This window comes from Anabaena sphaerica FACHB-251 (assembly GCF_014696825.1).
GTDB lineage: Bacteria > Cyanobacteriota > Cyanobacteriia > Cyanobacteriales > Nostocaceae > RDYJ01.
The window spans coordinates 84,962-105,453 of the sequence record NZ_JACJQU010000001.1 but is presented as its reverse complement, the minus strand read 5'-3'; the positions used below and the strand labels follow the sequence as shown (position 1 = coordinate 105,453).

Annotated in this window: 14 protein-coding genes and 1 tRNA gene; 5 read left to right on the top strand and 10 right to left on the bottom strand. The window is 37.6% G+C overall.

Annotation, left to right across the window (positions count from 1 at the left end; all coding sequences use genetic code 11):
* The first annotated feature begins 2 nt into the window (after nt 1–2).
* Complete coding sequence (locus H6G06_RS00385) at nt 3–1,244, top strand: ATP-binding protein (RefSeq protein ID WP_190555985.1); 1,242 nt, start codon at nt 3–5, stop codon at nt 1,242–1,244.
* A 34-nt stretch (nt 1,245–1,278) separates the two neighbouring features.
* On the opposite strand, the gene H6G06_RS00380 is transcribed toward H6G06_RS00385, so the two are convergent.
* Nucleotides 1,279–1,863 carry a hypothetical protein gene (locus tag H6G06_RS00380; protein WP_190555983.1) on the bottom strand — a complete coding sequence of 195 codons (585 nt, stop codon included), beginning with the start codon at nt 1,861–1,863 and terminating at the stop codon, nt 1,279–1,281.
* 97 nt (nt 1,864–1,960) lie between these two features.
* Between H6G06_RS00380 and H6G06_RS00375 the strand changes: the two genes are divergently transcribed.
* A complete protein-coding gene (locus tag H6G06_RS00375; RefSeq protein ID WP_190555981.1) occupies nt 1,961–2,518 on the top strand; it encodes a Uma2 family endonuclease in 558 nt (185 codons plus the stop codon).
* Nucleotides 2,519–2,656: 138 nt separating this feature from the next.
* Here the strand turns inward: H6G06_RS00375 and H6G06_RS00370 are convergent, their stop codons facing one another.
* The 9 genes from H6G06_RS00370 to H6G06_RS00330 all read right to left on the bottom strand — a co-directional run bounded on the left by H6G06_RS00370 (nt 2,657) and on the right by H6G06_RS00330 (nt 17,182).
* On the bottom strand, nt 2,657–5,902 hold the full coding sequence (locus H6G06_RS00370) for a type ISP restriction/modification enzyme (protein ID WP_190555979.1): 3,246 nt from the start codon (nt 5,900–5,902) through the stop codon (nt 2,657–2,659).
* Nucleotides 5,903–6,111: 209 nt separating this feature from the next.
* Nucleotides 6,112–7,998 (bottom strand): ATP-dependent zinc metalloprotease FtsH2, encoded by a 1,887-nt coding sequence (gene ftsH2, locus H6G06_RS00365; RefSeq protein WP_190555977.1) that lies wholly within the window; start codon nt 7,996–7,998, stop codon nt 6,112–6,114.
* Nucleotides 7,999–8,259: 261 nt separating this feature from the next.
* The gene (locus tag H6G06_RS00360; RefSeq protein ID WP_190555975.1) at nt 8,260–8,754 is read right to left on the bottom strand and encodes a hypothetical protein; all 495 of its coding nucleotides are present in this window, start codon (nt 8,752–8,754) and stop codon (nt 8,260–8,262) included.
* 142 nt (nt 8,755–8,896) lie between these two features.
* Nucleotides 8,897–10,342 (bottom strand): glutamate--tRNA ligase, encoded by a 1,446-nt coding sequence (gene gltX / locus H6G06_RS00355; protein WP_190555973.1) that lies wholly within the window; start codon nt 10,340–10,342, stop codon nt 8,897–8,899.
* 144 nt (nt 10,343–10,486) lie between these two features.
* Nucleotides 10,487–10,560 (bottom strand) — tRNA-Asp (locus H6G06_RS00350).
* A gap of 175 nt (nt 10,561–10,735) precedes the next feature.
* Complete coding sequence (locus H6G06_RS00345; protein WP_190555971.1) at nt 10,736–12,247, bottom strand: protein kinase domain-containing protein; 1,512 nt, start codon at nt 12,245–12,247, stop codon at nt 10,736–10,738.
* A 213-nt stretch (nt 12,248–12,460) separates the two neighbouring features.
* Nucleotides 12,461–14,047, bottom strand: coding sequence for a serine/threonine-protein kinase (locus H6G06_RS00340; RefSeq protein ID WP_190555969.1), 1,587 nt, complete (start codon nt 14,045–14,047; stop codon nt 12,461–12,463).
* A gap of 382 nt (nt 14,048–14,429) precedes the next feature.
* On the bottom strand, nt 14,430–15,623 hold the full coding sequence (locus H6G06_RS00335; RefSeq protein WP_190555968.1) for an esterase-like activity of phytase family protein: 1,194 nt from the start codon (nt 15,621–15,623) through the stop codon (nt 14,430–14,432).
* 95 nt (nt 15,624–15,718) lie between these two features.
* Complete coding sequence (locus H6G06_RS00330; RefSeq protein WP_190555966.1) at nt 15,719–17,182, bottom strand: TM0106 family RecB-like putative nuclease; 1,464 nt, start codon at nt 17,180–17,182, stop codon at nt 15,719–15,721.
* A gap of 160 nt (nt 17,183–17,342) precedes the next feature.
* On the opposite strand from H6G06_RS00330, the gene H6G06_RS00325 reads away from it, so the two are divergent.
* From H6G06_RS00325 to H6G06_RS00315, 3 genes are all read left to right on the top strand, one after another.
* Nucleotides 17,343–18,500 carry an aminotransferase class V-fold PLP-dependent enzyme gene (locus H6G06_RS00325; protein ID WP_190555965.1) on the top strand — a complete coding sequence of 386 codons (1,158 nt, stop codon included), beginning with the start codon at nt 17,343–17,345 and terminating at the stop codon, nt 18,498–18,500.
* 252 nt (nt 18,501–18,752) lie between these two features.
* Nucleotides 18,753–19,844, top strand: a complete 1,092-nt coding sequence (locus tag H6G06_RS00320) for a glycosyltransferase family protein (protein ID WP_190555963.1) — start codon at nt 18,753–18,755, stop codon at nt 19,842–19,844.
* 168 nt (nt 19,845–20,012) lie between these two features.
* On the top strand, nt 20,013–20,426 hold the full coding sequence (locus H6G06_RS00315; protein ID WP_190555960.1) for a secondary thiamine-phosphate synthase enzyme YjbQ: 414 nt from the start codon (nt 20,013–20,015) through the stop codon (nt 20,424–20,426).
* Nucleotides 20,427–20,492: the final 66 nt, after the last annotated feature.

Sequence of the window (20,492 nt, the reverse complement as noted above, 5' to 3'; positions counted from 1 at the left end):
AGATGAATAGTTTATCTTTCTCTGCTTTAGCAAAGAGTGAAAATTTTGTCGGTCGTGATTTTATCTTCACTGCAATTAATAATTTTCTCCACCGTTACCCCAAGGGTTATTTCACCATTGTGGGTGTACCCGGTAGCGGTAAAAGTGCCATTCTTGCCCAATTTGTGCGCCAAAATCCCCATACTATTTATTACAATGCCCAAATTGCCGGTAAAAATCGAGTTGAGGCATTTTTTCCAGAGGTTTGTACACAGTTAAATTTATTGTTAGAGAAATTATCTAGCACCCCTCCCCAACCCTCCCCGCAAACGATGAGGGAGACAGGATTTATCAATGCAAATGAGGGAAGTTGGTTATTTTCTACTTTATTGCAACAAGTCAGCGAGAAATTACCAGATCAGAAAATAATTATTGTCATTGATGGTTTGGATGGAATTGATATAAATAGTCAAGCTGTAGGAACGAATTTATTTTATCTACCGCGATATTTACCGGATCAAATTTATTTTATTTTCGCTCGTCGTCCCTATCAAAAATCCCATAGTGGCTTGTTAATTGAAGCACCATCAGAGATTTTAGATTTAGCAGATTATCCAGTGGAAAATCGGCAGGATATTCAAGCATATATTCGGAGAAACCTAACCCCCCTAACCCCCCTTCCCTACCAGGGAATGGGGGAACAAGAATTTTCTAACTCCCCTCTCCTTGTAGGAGAGGGGTTGGGGGAGAGGTCAGAATTAAATGAAAATGAGAGAAACCTAACCCCCCTAACCCCCCTTCCCTACCAGGGAATGGGGGAACAAGAATTTTCTAACTCCCCTCTCCTCGCAGGAGAGGGGTTGGGGGAGAGGTCAAATCTGCTTGCTGAAAATGAAGATAATTTTATGTATGTGCAACAAATTTTAAAAGCAATAGCTAATGGTTTTTATTCTGCAAATAATTTTGAGCAAATTCCCCCAGATTTAGAAACCTATTATCAACAACATTGGCAAAAGATGCAAGGTCAGGGTTTATCTGATGTTGCGATGGATATATTGCGGGTTTTAACTGCTGAAGAAACTCAAACGATGTCAACCGTAGCTATTAGTAAAATTATCAAAGCTGATGTTTTGGATGTAGCGGAAATTATGGAAACTTGGTTAGAATTTCTGCAAGAAACACGCGAGGGTAAAGAAACTAAATATCAATTATATCATCATGGTTTTAGAAAGTGGTTGAGGGGTTATTTGAAAGGTATTATTTAAGTCAGGAAATAATTAAACTCCTGACTCCTAATATTTAACTACATCCCTCCACAAATTCTACTTCTGGTAATTTACCTGACCTATATCTAGTTACACGCTGTCCATCAGTTTCAAAAATAACTCTAAAATTTTGGTCAGCTTTATCTTTGGGTATCAAAGTTAGATAATGTCCATTTCTGACATAATTATGAGGAGTAACTTTAATTTGTCCGGGATAAAGTGATTTAATTCGTGCTTCTGTATCACCAATTTTTGCTCCTGAAACTGTGGTGATATTTGGGTTATCAATATCTACCCTAGCGATAACATCACTGGTGATATATTTCTGACGACTTTTAGCATCATCTTTTGTCACCATAAACGATATACCTTTTAGTTCTCCTTCTGTTTGAAGATAGTAACAGCTATCGCCGGCAGAAGGGACAATATATAAACGCGTATTTGCAGCAGCAGATGCTGCTTCAGGAAGATTCATTCCTGCCTTTACCGCACCAATACCATTAATAGTTACTTTTGATTGACTGGTTAATTTCGTCTGTGCAGTAACCATTCCCACTGTGAAAACAGAAGCGGTGACGGTGATAGCAGCAATAGTTAATATTTTGGTTTTGCTATTCATAGTATTTTGGGAAAGTTTCTATATTTAGATACAATAGAAAATATCTAGTTTCGTATTTTTGTTGTTTGTCAAAAACCAAATTTACACGGAGGTGACAATGACTCTTACTTTAGTCAGACACCAATTTACAGTTAAACAATATCATCAAATGGCTGAATCTGGTATTTTAACCGAAAATGACCGAGTAGAGTTAATTCGGGGGGAAATGATTGATATGTCACCTATTGGGACAAGACACGCAGGTTGTGTTCTATTTTTAAATAATTTACTAGCATTGCTATTAGGAGGACGTGCTTTAATTAATGTGCAGAATCCTTTAGAATTAAATGAAACTTCTGAACCCCAACCAGACATAGCATTATTAAAACCCCGTGCAGATTTTTATAGAAATTCACACCCCCAACCAGAGGATATATTTTTGTTAATAGAAGTTGCCGATACAACGGTAAAATATGATAGGGAAGTGAAAATTCCTTTGTATGCAGAAGCAAATATTCCTGAAGTTTGGTTAGTGGATGTTAATCAGGAAATTATAGAAGTTTATAGAAATCCTATTGATGAAATTTATCAGGATGTAAAGAATTTAGGGAAGAATCAAGTTTTATCAATTCAAGCTTTTCCTGATGTGAATATTAATGTAAGTGAATTATTTTAAATTGCAAATACACTGTTGAATTTATAATTGCGTAGGTTGGGTTGACGTAAGGAAACCCAACATTTTGATGCTCAACTTTTTATGATTTTGTTGGGTTGCGCTGTCGCTTAACCCAACCTACAATTTTATCATGAATATTTACTCTATTGGAAAACCAGGAATTAAAGTATCAATTTCCTGCATTAACCGCAAGGTTTCTGTTAAAGCAACTACTATTTTTTGATAATGAATAATTTCATCTTCAGATAATACACGATTGGCGTTTTTTCTATCTTTTAACCATTTATCTAATACTTGATATCCCCCAATTTTAAATTCCCAGATGTGTTGAGGAATATTTGTAAAATAATTCTGTTTATTTATATAAACTCTTTGCAATTCTGAATTATAGGTAACTTCGGTAATTTGATTATCTCCTATTGGTTGATAAGTTGTAATTAAATTATCAAGTGTTTCAGATTTCATTAAATGTAAATTGACTAATTCTTCTCCTTTGGTAGCTAAAGAATTAAAGAGTTTTTGATTACTGGTTAAGGGAAGACGAGGAAAATCAATCTTGAGAAATTCTGCGTATCTAGTGCGATAGGTTGGACTATGAAAAATAGCATAAGCATAGTAAAATATTGCTTCTGGTGTTGGTGTTTTACCGAGTTTATCTGTGATATTTTCTAAGAATTTAGGAGATAAGTTAGGAGTTCTTTCTATAAAAAGGTTGGTTTGTTGATTTTCTGTATTTGGATAAGTGTAGAGAGGGAAAACACTTGGCCTACCTCTATTACTAAAAAAACTACGATTATCAACTATTTGATTACAAACCATAAAATGTGTATATTGATTATCTCCTGAAGCTACTTGTCTCATTGCTAATAGTCCCAGGTTATCCTGAATTAAATTTGTTAAAACTTTTTCTTGCATTCTTCTAAGAATACTATGAAAATAGGTAAATCTTATATCAAATGGTCTATAGTATATCGGTTGAATTAAATCCTCTTGTATCCCATCTTTGATAATCAATAATCGAGATTTAAAAAAATTCCAGTTGGAAGAATCTGCAATTTTATAAATATCAGCTATATTTTGATCAAGAATTTCAGGATTAGATAATTTTTTAATAAATTCGTGTATTGTGTTTTTATCGAAAGAAATTAAAACATCATCTTTTCCTGTTTCTATGACATTAGAATATACTAAAAATATATCCTGAAGATTCCAGTAATTTTGATATTCTTTATCTATATCTAGAGAATAATTAATAGCTGTAAAAAAGTAATTAGGTGCAGTTGGTTTTAACTCTATCCAGTCAACATTACTTAAACTTGCAGATTCCAAAAACTTATATTTTTCATCACGACTTCCCCACAGATCATAATACCACACCTTAGCTTTTTCCTTGATACCATCTCTGGATTTATAAGCAGTAGAAAAATAATCAGGTTCGCTTTTTTCGCGCACAGCAATTAAAATAGATACACCTTGTTGAATGTCAAAAACATTTTGATCAACATTTCCATCTGGTGTAGTTTCTTTTAATAAAGAATTACCATGCAAATCCATAATATATAAAGTGTCAAAATACTTTAATAACTCCTCTCTCATCCCCCGATGAATTAACCCATTGAGATAGGAATGATTAGTAATAAAACCAATAATACCATAACCTTTAGGTGTTTTTTGAATTTGATATTGAGCAAACCGAATAAATTTAATATAATCATCATCTAAAGGTTGAATATTCTTTTCTTTTTCTAACCTTACTCTCCCCTTGTATAATTCTAAAAGTTCCCCAATATGGGTTAACTCAGTAATAGTTTTACCCGCTTTTCCGGTTTTATAAATCCGATTCCAAACTGAACCCGTATATTCAACATCAGCTAAATATTTCTCATCTTGATTTAAGATTCTTTTGCGTTTACTCGCATTTTGAGAACTGACAGAATAAGGAGGATTTCCTAATACCACCATTACCGGAACTTCTGTTTTCACTTTTCCTGCTTGACTGGATTCTTCCGCAATAATTTGCGTAATACCAGGAATTAAATCACCTTGTTTTATTCCTTCTTCTAACGCATTAGTTAAATAAACTTTTAATCTTTCTTCTGGTGCAAATTTATAACCCAAATCTCCTAATAATAAACCTAATTTTAAATGTGCTATCGTGTAGGGAGTCATTAATAACTCAAACCCAAAGAGACGATTTACCAGTTTTGCATCTCTTAAAAAACTATTCCATTTATCAATCCCATATTTAGCGACATTATCTCGAATTTGTTTAATAACCGCATATAAAAAAGTTCCTGTACCTGTTGCGGGGTCAAGAATTGTGACTCTACGATTTCCTAAACCATGTTGTAAATCAAAGATTTCTTCATTCACTAAAATATCATTAACAGCACGCACAATAAAATTAACTACAGGTTCAGGAGTGTAATAAACTCCTCGACTTTTTCTTAATGAAGATTGATAAGCAGCTAAAAATGTTTCATAAAAGTGAATAACTGGGTCTTCTGTGCGCGTTTCTCTACCAAAAGTTTCTAAAATATTGGTCATGTCAACTGTATTTAATAATTCTACTAAATTTTCAATTGACTTGTGAATTTTACTAACGCTATCAGTAGCAATAACTATATCAAATAAACCTTTTAAAAAAGGGATTCTATCACTAATATAAATACTTGCTGTTGTCCGGTTAAATGCAAATTGTCCAGGGTTTTGTGCATGACCTATTCTAGCAGTAAATAAACCATAAGCAATAGTTTGAGCGTACATATCCGCAAAACTTTGATTATCTATATCCAGAATCAATATTTGTTTAAATGTTTCCTTTAATTGATTTAATTGTTCGGTGTTTGCTTCTATATCTAAAGTTGAAAAAATCGCGTTTCTAATAGTTTTAGTATAAGCTGCCATTTCTTTAGCCAAATCATAATAGTTATTAATATCTTTGGCTTTTTGCTCAAGAAATAATTGTAGTAATTCTGTGATAGGTTGTAAATCATCAACCAGCGTAATTTCACCTTTTTCTAAATCAGCTAATTTAGCAGTTTTTTCACATTCTCCATCGACATACCAACGAAATTCCAGGTAATTAGTTAAAATCAAATTGTAACCAATATTGGATTCTAAATAACGTTTAATCTGTTCAGTTTTCTCTGTTTTAATTAAATCAACATTAATATCCTTAGCTTCTACATATCCCAAAACTCGATCATTTTTTCTGATAGTAAAATCAGGAATACCTTCTTGATTACCTTTTTCTTCAATTCTGGCATTAATACCAATCATTAAACCTTCAATGAGACGTTGTAAGCTAGGGTAATGACTACGTTCTCCACCGCGTTTAATGTTGGTTTGTATGTCTTGGATGTAGTAATTAAAATCAGTCATAACCAGCATTAAATTAATAGATAATATTTGTTAGACAATAGCATAAAAGTAAAACTTTTTCTAAGTGATTAAATTGTAGCGAAAACCTACAAAAATTCCATTTCTCAAACTCTTTCTCTCTGCGCCTCTGCGTGAGATAAATTCATATGCAAAAAAATGGATATGGTCAAATCAACCACATCCACTCACAAAATTTTATAGATTAGAAATTACAGTTGAGGTACAAACTGTGACTTATCAGGAACAACAGTGTACTCAGCAACAATTTGACGGAATTCTTCACCGTCAATGGTTTCTTTTTCAATCAACAAATCAACCAAACGGTCTGTAACACCGCGATGTTCACGGATAATTTTCTTAGCGTTATCGTAGCACTCTTCGGCGATCGCTCTAACTTGAGCATCAATACGAGCAGCAATAGAATCAGAATACTCAGAACGTGTTGTCCAGTCACGACCCAGGAATACTTCACCCTGTTGGCTTTCCAGTGACAAAGGACCTAAATCCGACATCCCAAACCGTGTTACCATTTGTCGTGCCATTCCTGATAACTGTTGCAAATCTCCACCCGCACCAGTTGTCACTTCCGCAGCACCGAAAATCACTTCTTCAGCAGCACGACCACCCAAAGCACCAGTAATTCTGGCCTTGAGTTGAGAACGAGAAATTAAACCTTGTTCTTCGTTGGGAGTAAACCAAGTTAAACCCTGTGCTTGTCCTCTGGGAATGAGAGTAACTTTTTGTACTGGGTCGTGGTCTTTTAATAAAGTACCGACCAAAGCGTGTCCGATTTCATGGTAAGCAATTAAGCGTTTGCTCTTGCTATCTACCAAAGGAGTACCTTCCATCCCCGCAACTACTCTGTCTACTGCATCATCAATTTCTAACAGGGTAATTGCGTCTTTGCGTCTTCTAGCGGTGAGAATAGCTGCTTCGTTGAGGAGGTTAGCTAAATCTGCACCTGTAAAACCAGGTGTACGACGGGCGATCGCATCTAAGGAAACACCGGGATCTAATTTCTTATTGCGAGCATGAACTTGTAAAACTTCCAAGCGTCCTTTAATATCAGGTGCGTCAACTGTCACCTGTCTGTCAAAACGACCAGGACGCAACAGTGCGGAGTCTAAAACATCAGGACGGTTGGTAGCAGCAATAATGATGATGCCAGTATTACCTTCAAAACCATCCATTTCGGTCAGCAGTTGGTTGAGAGTTTGTTCTCTCTCATCATTACCACCACCGATACCTGCACCCCGTTGACGACCTACAGCGTCAATTTCATCAATAAAGATGATACAAGGAGCGTTATCTTTGGCTTTTTTGAACAAGTCGCGGACACGGGAAGCACCCACACCAACGAACATTTCTACAAATTCTGAACCAGAAATTGAGAAGAAAGGAACACCAGCTTCACCAGCGATCGCTTTTGCTAGTAGAGTTTTACCAGTACCAGGAGGTCCAATTAACAATACACCTTTAGGAATTTTTGCACCTACCGCAGTAAATCTTTCTGGCTGTTTGAGGAAAGTAACAACTTCCTGTAATTCTTCCTTAGCTTCTTCAATTCCCGCCACATCATCAAATTTTACTCCGGTTTTCGCTTCCATTTGGAACCGAGCGCGGGACTTGCCAAAATTCATCGCTTGGCCAGGACCACCGGGAAGATTATTAGAACGACGAAACAAGAAAAATAGACCAGTAATCAACAACACTGGGAAGATCAGATTACCCAACAAACCCCAGATAGCGCCATCATTGCGGATGGGATGAGCATCAAAACTGACGTTATGTTCTTTGAGTTTGTTGATTAACTCAGGAGCATTAGTAGGTAAATCTACCCGCCAGCGTTGCACGCGGTTTTCAATATCTTGGTCATTAGCTTCGATAATTGCAGTTCTGCCCCCATCATACAGGTCTACATTGGTAACGCGATCAGCGTCCAAGTATTCCAGAAAACGTCCGTAGTTCATGCGGGTATTAGCTGCATTCTTACTTGCGTCCGCAGGAGCGCCTGCAAAAGCGCCTTGCCAGAAGAAAAAGCCAATTACCAAAGCCAGCACTGACCAGAGTGCTACGACTCTCCAAGAAAATTTCATCTTCTAATTTGCCTCTAGATGCCAATAGGACTGCTGTGTAACGGATGTTTATAAATCCATTTTGTTTAATTGGATATTTGATGACTGTTCATGAATGCCCAAAAAAACCATTAAGGCTTTACGGCAGATCCAGTGAGTCTATCAAGAATCTTAATTAAAGTTAACTTAATTCTCATTTTAATACAAATGCAAGGTCGTCAGAACACAGCAAGTTCCTTTGGTTATCTTTATCCACGTCATTAAAACCCCCAAACCCTTGACCTACTTAACTTCTGTAATTTTTAAAGTGTAGGGAAGATATTTACCTTTCTCGTAGGAACCAACCCAAATTTGGTAAATTCCCTGCAACCATTCACCCACAATGCCAGGATTTTTACCATCAAAATCATCATTGCACCAAGTACCACCGGGTCCTTTAATCATGATGGTGGTGTCTGCTGGACTTTCCACTTGTAATTTTAGGTAGTCAAATTTACTTGTTAATTTTAGGGTATGGTCTGGCGCTTCATCTACAAATCCATTACATGGACCCGTAGGGGTTTCACTTCCTCCGTTCACTTGTTTGCCAGGAATTGAACCACCACTCATTCCCCGCACTGTCAGCGGATCAGGCGAAAATTGGCGACCAATGGTAATATCACCAAAAATAGGTGGCGTTTCTTGAGCATCGACAATGGGATGAATTAAAGTTGTGATGCCCATCGTCACTATCATCAAAGATAATTTTATTGCTGTATTGAAAGATTTTTTGGGCATTGTAATTATATTTTTTTCTAAGTATTTTTAAAGACATGATTCTTACACTTCAAGTTCCCAATTTTCGCTCGGATAGATCCCCGACTTCTTTAAGAAGTCGGGGATCTCGGTCATAGTTCCCTATCACCTGTCACCGTATCAGCTAATTAGCGGCTGAAATTGCTTGATTTAACCGAGATTTATCTAAACCAATTTGATTTAATAACAACCATGATTGGATTAGGTCAGGCCCATGCACATCCCCAGTTAAAGCCGCTCTGAGCGATCGCATGACTAACCCTTTCTTCACACCTTGCTCTTTCACCACTTGTTTAATGATGTTTTGAGCGGTATCTGCTGAAAGTTCCGGCTGATTTTCTAAAGCTGTAAGAATAGCTTGCAGCGTCGCTTTCACACCTTCTTGCTGAAGTTGAGTTGAACCTTCTTCACTGAACTCTACCGCTTCAGTAAAAAACATTTTGCTCATGGGGACAGCATCCACCAACCGAGTCAGACTAGCAGCAATTAAACTCACCAACTGTTCTAACCAAGGACGCTCTCTAGCATCAGTAAATTGATACCCCGCTTCCTCCCAAAAAGGTATGAGTAAATCTGTCAGCTGAACAACAGGCATATTATGGATATATTGGCTATTAATCCAATCCAGTTTATCCCAGTCAAATTTAGCACCAGCTTTATTTACCCGCTCAAAGGTAAACTCCTTTGCTGCTGAGTCTAAGGTAAATATTTCCTGCGTAGAATCTGGGGCAGACCAACCTAACAAGGTCATATAATTGACTAAACCTTCCGCAGTAAAACCCATTTTCTGAAAGTCAGAAATAGAAGTTACTCCATCCCGTTTAGAAAGTTTGCGCCCTTCTTGATTCAAAATCAGGGGTGTATGGGCAAATTCGGGAGCTTTTGCACCCAAAGCTTCATACAAAAGAATTTGTTTAGCTGTGTTGGCGATATGGTCTTCTCCACGAATGACATGAGTAATTTGCATATCAATGTCATCCACAACGACGACAAAGTTATACAGTGGTTGACCAATACCTTCTTCTGAAGCGCGGGCAATTACCATATCACCACCAAGGTCACTACCACGCCATGACATTTGACCCCGCACCAAGTCATTCCAAACAATTTCTCGTCCATCGTCAATTTTGAAGCGAATCACAGAGGAGCGTCCTTCAGCTTCAAAAGCGGCGCATTGTTCTGGGGTCAGGTGACGGTGACGGTTATCGTACCGGGGTGCTTCGTTTCTGGCTTTTTGTCCTTCCCGTAGCGCGTCTAATTCTTCCGATGTGGTGTAGCAGCGATAAGCTAATCCTTGATCTAACAATTTTTGTACTGCTTCCCTGTAGAGGTGCAAACGTTGAGATTGGAAAAATGGCCCTTCATCCCAGTTCAATCCTAACCAGCGTAGTCCACTCAGAATATTATCGGTGTATTCAGGGCGCGATCGCTCTAAATCTGTATCTTCAATGCGTAGAATAAACTTCCCATCATGGTGACGGGCAAATAAATAATTGAATACAGCAGTTCTCGCTGTACCAATATGTAAATTCCCAGTAGGACTAGGAGCAATACGAACTCTTACAGACACAGTTATTTCTCTCTCTCACAAAGCAAGATCACTATAACAAGTGCTGACTGGCTATAAACCATCTCTGTGGGCTATTTTCCCAGGCTGATAAAACCAGCATAAACGGGTGCTTTTCCCATTACTCAGCTTTTAGTATCTTTATAACGGGACTGACGGGGCTCGAACCCGCAACTTCCGCCGTGACAGGGCGGTGCTCTAACCAATTGAACTACAGTCCCTTGTTGTTTTCAACTTTATTATTATTGCCTATGATTTTTTACTTGTCAAGTAGTTGGAAGAAAAAATTTTGAGTTTTTTTCACAAGGAACTCTTAACAGGGAACAGGGAGCAAGAAGCAGGGTAACCAGGGGCGAATAATCTTTTACCTTTTCCCAGTCACCAATCACCAATCACCTAAACTACAGCCTGGATTTGAGATTCCAGATGTTCCAATATTTGAGCTTGTATCTGCTTGTACTGCTGCTTTAACAACTTTTTGCTGACGTGGGACTGAGAGGAGGATGGTAGTTGCTGACTTTGTTTAACCCAATTTTTCAACTTTTGTCTCTGTGCTGGAGCAATGCTGCTGCTGAGGATATTGGCACAGTTATGAGGGGGTTCTAGAGTGAAGAGAATCAAAGGGTAGGACTTATTTTCCGCCAAGGACGATACTAACTGGAGATTGTGGGGATTTTGCATATCTAGGTAGCAGGGCAACCACTTGGGTTCGACTTGCCTATTGTAAAGTACCGTTATCCACAGCAGCATCGGATGGGGAGAGGTAATAAAGATAAACTGGTTATAGCGTTTTGTATCGGCGCGATTTTTAATTTCTTTCTGTGGTAACATTAACCACAGAGCAGGCACAGAAGTTTTTCCAGTATCTATCAGCTGAGGAAAAACAATTTCCTGAATAGGCTTATCTTCAGGCCAGACAATTTGCCCGTAGCTATTGGTAATCTTTTCTGAATATTCAGAAATCAAGGCATCATCAGAAGTAGTTTTTTTATCTAAACTTGTGAAAGTCGTTTGTTGGCTAGACTTTTCTATATTTGCCAAGACTTGCAGAATTTTTCTCATATTTTGGGGTCTATTCTCTGGTTTTTTCTCCAGACAAGCCATAATTAAATCATTTAACTGCTGAGGTACTTCAATATAGGGGTTTACCAGAGCCATCTCTCTTGGTTTTTCAAATTGATGTACCTTATACCAAGCGCCAAAATAGTTAGTTTCTGGTTGCCAAGGTTTTTTACCTGTCAACATTTCAAACATCATCACACCCAAGCTATAAATATCAGAGCGGCTGTCTAATTCTCCTCCATCTAATTGTTCTGGGGAACAATAGGGTAAAGTTCCATGAAATCCTTTAGTTTTGTTTGGTGTTGCCGAGTTTAAAAATTTCGCAATCCCAAAATCTAAAATTTTTACTAACTGCCCCAAAATGGGATCAGGAATTACGATTATGTTAGCTGGTTTAATATCTCTATGAACTAATGGATAAATTTGACCATCCATACTAATGCCTTCATGGGCGCACTGCAAGCCTAAACAAATTTGGCGTGAAAGATTGAGAAATATGGGTAGAGGTACAGGAATTAAATCTTTTAAAATCTGGCCAGATAGATATTCCATTACGTAAAATGCCTTACCACTTTTACTAACACCGTAATCATAAGCCCTGACAATATGTATACTCTTTTGGCTCAATGCTGCACTCAGAAGGGCTTCACGATTAAAGTTAGCTTGAATTTTGGGGTTGGTGAATGTCTGGGATAAAAATTTTATGGCAACTGGTGTACCTCCTAGCAAAACATCAGATGCTAAAAAAACTTCACCCATGCCACCTTTACCGATTAACTTTTGAAGTTGATAACGGTTGGCAAGCAACTCCTGATTTTCTGGAGACGCAAATGGGCCTGTGTTCACTTTAATAACCTCTAAATCTGAACCTGAATTTATTGGAAGTAATTGATGTTGATTGCTAGAGTAAGTAAGTCGGTGGGAAAAAACCGTAGACGCGTAGCGGCTTCTCGAAGAGTAGTATGTAACAAAAAGTAAATTCACCAAAACCCTCTTCCCCGTTCCCCGTTCCCTGTTCCCTTGTCATAACGACAATTTTTAACGCCCACTTACTTATGATTAAGATTTAAATAAATCAAATAATCTCACTAGCCAAGATTTGAAAAAACCTCCTGGTTTTTTGGATTTGGTATTGAGCTTTTTGCTAATTTGTGATTTTAATTTTTCATATTCTATTTTGAGAAGAATTTTTGCTTGATGGGAAGAAGTAAGTTTATCGAAATTTTTATTTTGACTTAAATTGATGGCATCAGATAGATATTGACGCTGTTTGGCTGTTAGCATAAAGGTCATGACATGACTACATTTATGAGGATCTTCACGGGCGAACAATAACAGATGATAGTAGCCAATTCCTGCTAAATTCCGCAAGATTTTTTCTTCTTTATTATCTTTAATATCCAAGTAATAAGATAACCATCTAATCAGATCAGACTGCTCATCATATAACATTGTCACCCACAATATCATTGGGTAATCTTCTATTTTACTAATAAATTCAGTAGTATGTATTTTTTCTTTTAATTTCCGAATTTCTGCTTGAGGTAACATAGCCCACAAAGTTAATATATTCCCTTTGGGTGTATGCAAGAGATGGGGAAAACAAATTAATCCCACTGGTTTATTTTTAGGCCACTGTTTTTGCCAACACTCTTGTTCTGAAATTGATGTTAAAGGTACTATTTTGACATTATGCTCCGGCTGTAGTTTTTCACCATCATGGCTAGGATATTGTTCAATCTGTGCTTTAATTTTAACTAAATCATCTAATATTTCCTTGACGCTCTGGGGTCTGTCATTCACATCCTTTGCTAAACAACGCATTACTAATTGTTGTAATTCCTGGGGAATACTGACATGGGGATTGACTTCTTCAAATGTAGGTGGAGCTTGAATACAATGAAGTTTACACCAAGTGCTAAAAGAGTGGCTTGTTGTATGAAATGGATGTTTTCTTGTGAGCATTTCAAACATCAACACGCCTAAACTATAAATATCAGAGCGCACATCTAAAATTTTCTGCCCTTGCATATGTTCTGGAGAGGAGTAAGGTAAACTGCCTATAAAAGATTCAGTCATTGTCATTCCACTACTCTCGGTCAAAAATTTGGCAATCCCAAAATCAAGAATTTTGACTATTTCTGTTTTTTTACCATTATTATTAATGAATATATTTTCTGGTTTAATATCTCTATGGATAATAGGATAAACTTTGCCATTTAGGGTTACTCCTTGATGAGCGCAATGTAAACCTAAACAAATTTGCTGGCACATTACTAAAAATCTTAATATGGTTAAACTTTCAACTTTCAGAATTTGTTTTATCGTGTTCCCCCGCAGATATTCCATAACATAAAACGGCACTCTTTCATTGGTGATGCCATAAGTGAACACACGGGTAATATGTGGACTTTTTTTCCCTAATTGAGCGCCAATAAAAATTTCTCTACCAAAGCGTTCTGCTAAATGTTTATTTCCTATACTTAAAGAGAGCATTTTCACAGCAACTAACATACATTCCTTGGTGACATCTTCTGCTAGGTAAACTCTACCCATGCCTCCTGCACCAAGTAAATTTCTAATTAAATAACGGTTATTTAATAATTGCCCAATATAAATGTCTGATGATGTTTTGGATTCATTCATATCCTGTTTGTTATGCTAGACTACAAAATAAATATAGATATTTACTACAGGATATTTTAGCAAAATTATTACAACTATGTTCTTCTACGTATACATAAATCTCAATCACGCTATGCGATGATGAATATGTTTGTTTTGTAAAGATTTAGCAGTGCTAAATTTCTACTTGTGGAGGCAGACAATAGCATTTAATTTGGACACCAATGATTGAGGATGGCTATAGCTCATCGATCCTGTTAATTGATATCAAATCACTTTGATTGACTTGGTAAAAGCTACCTCATCTTATGTAACATATTTTAGTAATCATTTTGTAACCGTATAAATACTTAAATTGTACTAACTTAAAACCTCAGTAGAGAGTAATTATACTGGAAATCAGTTATTGAGGAATGGGAACTGGCAGCAACCGCAATAGCCTGGTTAAGGGTGATTCCAGCTTGAGTTTAAAGGCTAGGATTTGGGTGCTTTGCAGTCTGTTGAAATTGTTGTCGCTGACTAAAATTAACGAAGTTTGTCCATCAGGTAGTTTAGAACCAAGGGTTAAGCCCTCAATGTTGTCTAGTGCTACATCCAGAGTTTGCAAATCTAAGAGTAGTTTTTTCTCTACGGGTTTGATTTTTTTGATGTCAACCGCTGACAGGCTATCAAGATTGTGAATATCATCTGCATTTTCCAGGGAAACCTGAAACAAGGAAATAGCAAATCCCAAACCAGTAAAAGTCCTTTCTAGACTCAGTAAGTGTCCTTGATTATCCAAGGAGAGTAAATCAGTTAATCCACTGTCAAACCTGCCTGTAAAATTGAATAGGGGTGTGACTGGTTCTGTTTGATAAAGAAATTCTTTTTCAGGTTGGTTGTTGTCCAGGCTATACTGCAAGATGCGGCAAGAATTAGCAAAGCCTGGTTTGGCTGCTGCACCATCTTGAATTAGTGAGTTTTCAGTCGCTGTAAATAATGATTGATTGTTGGGTGTGATGGTGAGGCTTTCAAAGGCTAGGTTATTACGGATACCCTGCTGATTTTTTGAATCTGGTAGAAATTTATTTGGTATGGGTAAAGTGGTAATAGCTTGACCAGAAGCAAGGGAAAATTCTTTAATAAAAGGATTAATTAATTTTTGAACATCACCTTCAGAAGAAATCAATACAGTTGCTTTGTTAGTTAAAGTAATACCTTCTGTATCAGTGGTTCTGGGGGTAAATTTTTGGTTATTTTCGTTTAATAAAGTGGTGACAGCTACGGGAGTAACTCCATCTTTAGTTAGCTTACCTGTGCTGAGGTCAATTTTTAGGGTATAAAATCGAGGGTTGGCTTTTTGTCCTCTATCGTCAGAAATGGCATAATAAAGGTCGTTTTTGGCATCGTAGGTAATTCCAGATAATCCTCCCAGTTCGGTTTTTTGGAAGGAGTATCCTGTGGGTAAAGTGGCTGCACCAATGAAATCTATACCAGTTACCTTAGTTGTTGCAGAAGCTAAATTACTGAGGAATAGACTGATAATTATGATGGTGATGGTAAAATAAATAATTAAAATAATTAACGGTGGTTTCCTGAGTTTTTTGATCAGTTGCATGGATAAATAATGCCTATGAAAAATAAAAAATAAAAAATTGGGTGGGAAAGTAGAGTGTAGTTTCCAAAATCCAAAATCTAAAATCTAAAATTGGATTACGCCAGTTTTCTAGCATATTCGGCTTGAAAAAAGTTAACTAGCCAGTCTTTAACTTTGCGGGTGGCGCGACAGTCGTCTTCGTTGTAGCGTTGGATCAGTTCTAGTAAGGTGTGATCGCCTGTTTCTAACCATTGATCATACCAGTAAATACACTTGGCACCACTAGCTTCTTGATCACGCCACTCAAATCCTAACCAACGAGCGATCGCTTTGAGGGCATAACTTTCTATTGGTAAAGCAACGCTTTGTGTTAATTGTTCATAAATATCTACAAAGCGATTGAGTATCGGACTGACTGAGGAGTAAGGTGTACGGTAAAGTCTCCCTAGTTTTTTGACGGTCTCAACTTCGTAAGCACAAAAATGATAAATTGGTGCTTGGGGATATTGGCAAACTAAATCTAAAAATTGCTGCCAAATTAATTCTTCTTCGGCTGGTGTTTCTGCTAACAATGAATAAAACTGTTCTGTGTTCTCTTGTCTATCAACTACTAAAACCCCCAATAGGTAATTTAAATTTAAATCTGGTTGTGCTTCAATATCAAAATATAACTCGATGGGGGCTGTAAATGTAAGATTTTCTCCAGGTAAAGCGTAGGGTAAAATTAAAGGACGTTTTGTTAATGTTGATTGCGCTTGCAATATGAGTTTGGATGCGACTTCAGGATCAAAACCAATCAAGTTTTCTAACGTGCTGGGACTGATGTTAGCGACTGCTTCTAAAGTAGTGGTAGATAGTGCTTGTAGTTGAGTGTAGCGAATTGGGGTGACACCTGGTAACAGGGAGAGATGTTGCTGAGATTGGGCGATCGCATAACAATGATGATACCAGTGACAGAGATTGCACTTTTGCCGGGCAATAAATACTTCCGGTGCTTCTGGTGACTCAACCACTTGAATATACTCCGCCAAAATATCAAGCATTTGTGGTGTCCATTTATCTAAGTCCACCACATAAGTTGCATCCTTATTCCGCAATATCAGCCAAGCTTCTTCCAGGATTACTTCCTGTAACGCCCCCAAAATCTCCGCGTGAAAAGCAGCGACAACTTGATATTCTTGTTTGGGACGTTTACCTAGTTGAATATCCACAGGAACATAAAACCAGTCACCAAAGCTGGATGTTCCTGGCTGTTTGACAAGTAAATCTGGACGACTCAGTAAAGTATATTTTTCTTCATAAGTGGCTAATAACACTCCGCGATGAATAAGCTCAACACCTTGCTGCATTAATTCTACAGTTGCTGCTGCACCAGCTTCCCAGTTCCTGGAGGGATAATCAGGCTGGTGATAAGCCGCCAAGTTTTTTAACACGCTTTGCTGATGAGTGAGTTTGTCTTGTTGCACTTTCACCAGCAACTCATGGGTAACATCTCGCTGGCTATAGTCACCATGAGTATCTAAAAAAGGCCGCCGCTTACAGCGTTGATATTGGAGTAGGAGTTCAGCATTAATGATCATTCATTTAATTTAACAATAATTGGGATATTTTGGGAGGCAGGAGGCAGGAGGCAGGAGGCAGGAAGAATAATATTATTAATATAGGTTTTTAGGCTAAATCTTCGGATTTAACATTTTAAATTTCAAATCCAAAATCCAAAATCTAAAATCCAAAATTGATATGTTGCATCACCATCGCGCCAAATTTCCAGCTTTAGCGAATAAAATTTATTTTAATTATGGGGGACAAGGACCAATGCCTCAAGGGGCGATGGATGCTATCACACAAACTCAAGCGCATATTCAGGAAATAGGACCTTTTGGTGCTGAGGCTTATGGCTGGATATCTCCCCAGATGCAAGCTACTAGGGAGGCGATCGCATCTACATTAAATGTACCAACTGACACGATTACCCTCACAGGTAATGTCACCATTGGCTGTAACATCGGAATGTGGGGAATTGATTGGCAAGCTGGTGATCATTTGTTGCTTTCCGACTGTGAACATCCGGGAGTGATTGCCACTGCTCAAGAAATTAGTCGTAGATTCGCTATAGAAGTTTCCACTTGTCCCCTGATGGCAACTTTAAACGAGGGCGATCCTGTCACTATTATTGCCGAAAGTTTACGCCCCAATACACGACTAGTAATTTTAAGTCATGTCTTATGGAATACAGGTCAAGTTTTGCCTATTGACAAAATAACAGAAATATGCAGGAATAACAATTCCTTGTTGTTGGTAGATGCGGCTCAATCTGTTGGGGTTCTGCCTTTAAATTTAACAGAATCAGGGGTTGATTTCTATGCTTTTACTGGACATAAATGGTTATGTGGACCAGCAGGTGTAGGTGCTTTGTATGTGCGACCCCAAACGCGGGAAATGTTACAACCGACATTTATTGGTTTGGATGGAGTAATTACCAACAATCAAGCACAACCTATTAATTGGCAACCAGATGGGCGAAGATATGAAGTGTCTACCTTGGCAACTCCATTATATGTGGGTTTAAGGGAAGCGATCGCCGTTCATAATCAGTGGGGAACCGCAGAAGAACGCTATCAGAAAATTTGCAGAAACAGTGAATATCTTTGGCAAAAGTTAACAGCATTAACAAATGTCAAATGTTTAAAAAATTCTCCACCTCAAAGCGGTTTAGTTGCCTTTCAGCTTGCTAATAATCAGCCTAGTTCCAAATTAGTTCAATTTTTAGAATCCCAAAAAATCTTAACTCGCACAATTGCCAATCCTAATTGTGTTCGCGTTAGTGTTCATTACCTAACTTTAGAATCAGAAATTGACCAATTAATAGCAGCAATCGAAATATTTTCTCATCTGTAAATGTCAATTTTAAGCTACACCCAAAGATACAGATATAGTAGTTCCCATGCTCGTGAGGTACAAAGTTTTTTAGTTTTAGGGAACAGGGAACAGGGAACAGGGAACAGGGAACAGGGAACAGCGAATAAATTGGTGTGTACTTCATTAGACTGGGAAACGTTATAAGTTCTGCTATTCTTGGCATCTTTACGTCTAGTCTGAGAGAAGCCGCTAACGCGTCTATGCGTGAGGTAAATCAAAACCGAAACAACCATGAAACGTCCAATTTTATATATAGCCATTACTAATCACGGCTTTGGCCATACTACCCGCACTGCATCAATAGCCGCAACAATTCAAAAATTATGTCCAGAAGTGCTGTTAATTCTTGTCACAACTGCACCTCGATGGCTGCTAGAATCCTATATAAAAGGTGATTTTATCCTGCGTCAAAGATCATTTGATTTAGGTGTTGTTCAAGCTGATAGTTTGTCAATGGATAAAGCAGCCACTCTAGAAAAGTTAAGAGAGATTAAAAAAAATCAGAATTCGTTAATTGCGTCGGAAGTTAATTTTATTCGTCAAAATCGTGTTAATCTCATTTTGGCAGATATTCCCTTTCTTGCGGCTGGCTTTGCGAAAGCGGCAAACATTCCCTGTTGGATGACAAGTAACTTTAGTTGGGAGTTTATTTATCGCCATTGGGGAGGAGAATTTATAGAAATTGCTGATTGGATCAGTGATTGGTATAATAAAAGCGATCGCTTGTTTCGTCTTCCCTTCCATGAACCAATGTCCGCTTTTCCCAACATCCTAGATGTGGGTTTAACAGGTGGTTCTCCCAACTTCTCCATTGATGAAATACGCACCACTTGGGGAATAACTGCACCACCAGAAAAAACCATCTTATTAACATTTGGAGGTTTGGGTTTACAGGCAATTCCTTATGATAATATTAGGAAATTTGCTGATTGGCAATTTATCACCTTTGATGCCTTAGCACCAGAGTTGCCTAACTTAATTAAAGTTCAAAATCGTCAATACCGTCCTGTCGATTTTATGCCAATTTGTGGAAGAGTCGTTTCTAAACCTGGGTACAGCACTTTTGCAGAAGCTACACTTCTAGGACTGCCTATTATTACCATACCTCGTAATGACTTTGCTGAAGCTGCCTTGCTATTAGAAGGAATTAAAAATTACAACCACCATCAAATTATCACACCAACAGAATTTTTTGACGGCAATTGGGATTTTCTCCATGACTCTACCCAACCACCAAAGCAAGCGCAACCAATAGCTAAAGATGGTAATGAAACTATAGCCAAAGCCGTGATAGATTATTTTCAGGGAAGCATTCAGGGGTGAGCAGTCAGCTATCAGCTTTAGTTATAAGCGCGTGATTTGGGGAAATGGGGAAATATTAAAGGTTTATTCTTTCCCTAAATAGCAGCTTCTACCCACATATCATAATTGATAATTGATAAATTCCGAAAATTCAATTATGAGTTATGAATCCTTACCTATAAATTAGCAATGACACACTACCAAAAATTATTAAGAATTTCTACTACTGGCAAATCTTTTCAGAATATTACCTCAAAAATTGCTGCTATAGTCGCAGATTCTGGGGTTAAAACTGGGCTTTGCACTTTATTTTTGCGTCACACTTCAGCCAGTTTAGTTATTCAAGAAAATGCTGATCCTGATGTATTAATAGACTTAGCAAATTTTATGGCTAAATTGGTACCAGAAGGCAACCATTATATCCATGATGCCGAAGGTGCTGATGATATGCCAGGACACATCCGCACAGTTTTAACCCATACTTCCGAAAACATTCCCATTAATAATGGCCATTTAGTCTTGGGAACATGGCAAGGTATTTACATTTGGGAACATCGCCAGCATAATCATAGCAGAGAGTTAGTAGTTCACATTTCTGGTTAAAAATGTGATTAAATACTAAGTAAGAATTCAGGAGTCAGAAGTCAGGAGTAAAACCCTCTTGTATTC

What these genes read in the sequence shown, in the direction of transcription:
- H6G06_RS00385 (WP_190555985.1), top strand. Translation starts at nt 3, where the DNA reads ATGAATAGTTTATCTTTCTCTGCTTTAGCAAAGAGTGAAAATTTTGTC.
- H6G06_RS00380 (WP_190555983.1), bottom strand. Translation starts at nt 1,863, where the DNA reads ATGAATAGCAAAACCAAAATATTAACTATTGCTGCTATCACCGTCACC.
- H6G06_RS00375 (WP_190555981.1), top strand. Translation starts at nt 1,961, where the DNA reads ATGACTCTTACTTTAGTCAGACACCAATTTACAGTTAAACAATATCAT.
- H6G06_RS00370 (WP_190555979.1), bottom strand. Translation starts at nt 5,902, where the DNA reads ATGACTGATTTTAATTACTACATCCAAGACATACAAACCAACATTAAA.
- ftsH2 (WP_190555977.1), bottom strand. Translation starts at nt 7,998, where the DNA reads ATGAAATTTTCTTGGAGAGTCGTAGCACTCTGGTCAGTGCTGGCTTTG.
- H6G06_RS00360 (WP_190555975.1), bottom strand. Translation starts at nt 8,754, where the DNA reads ATGCCCAAAAAATCTTTCAATACAGCAATAAAATTATCTTTGATGATA.
- H6G06_RS00340 (WP_190555969.1), bottom strand. Translation starts at nt 14,047, where the DNA reads ATGAATGAATCCAAAACATCATCAGACATTTATATTGGGCAATTATTA.
- H6G06_RS00335 (WP_190555968.1), bottom strand. Translation starts at nt 15,623, where the DNA reads ATGCAACTGATCAAAAAACTCAGGAAACCACCGTTAATTATTTTAATT.
- H6G06_RS00330 (WP_190555966.1), bottom strand. Translation starts at nt 17,182, where the DNA reads ATGATCATTAATGCTGAACTCCTACTCCAATATCAACGCTGTAAGCGG.
- H6G06_RS00325 (WP_190555965.1), top strand. Translation starts at nt 17,343, where the DNA reads ATGTTGCATCACCATCGCGCCAAATTTCCAGCTTTAGCGAATAAAATT.
- H6G06_RS00320 (WP_190555963.1), top strand. Translation starts at nt 18,753, where the DNA reads ATGAAACGTCCAATTTTATATATAGCCATTACTAATCACGGCTTTGGC.
- H6G06_RS00315 (WP_190555960.1), top strand. Translation starts at nt 20,013, where the DNA reads ATGACACACTACCAAAAATTATTAAGAATTTCTACTACTGGCAAATCT.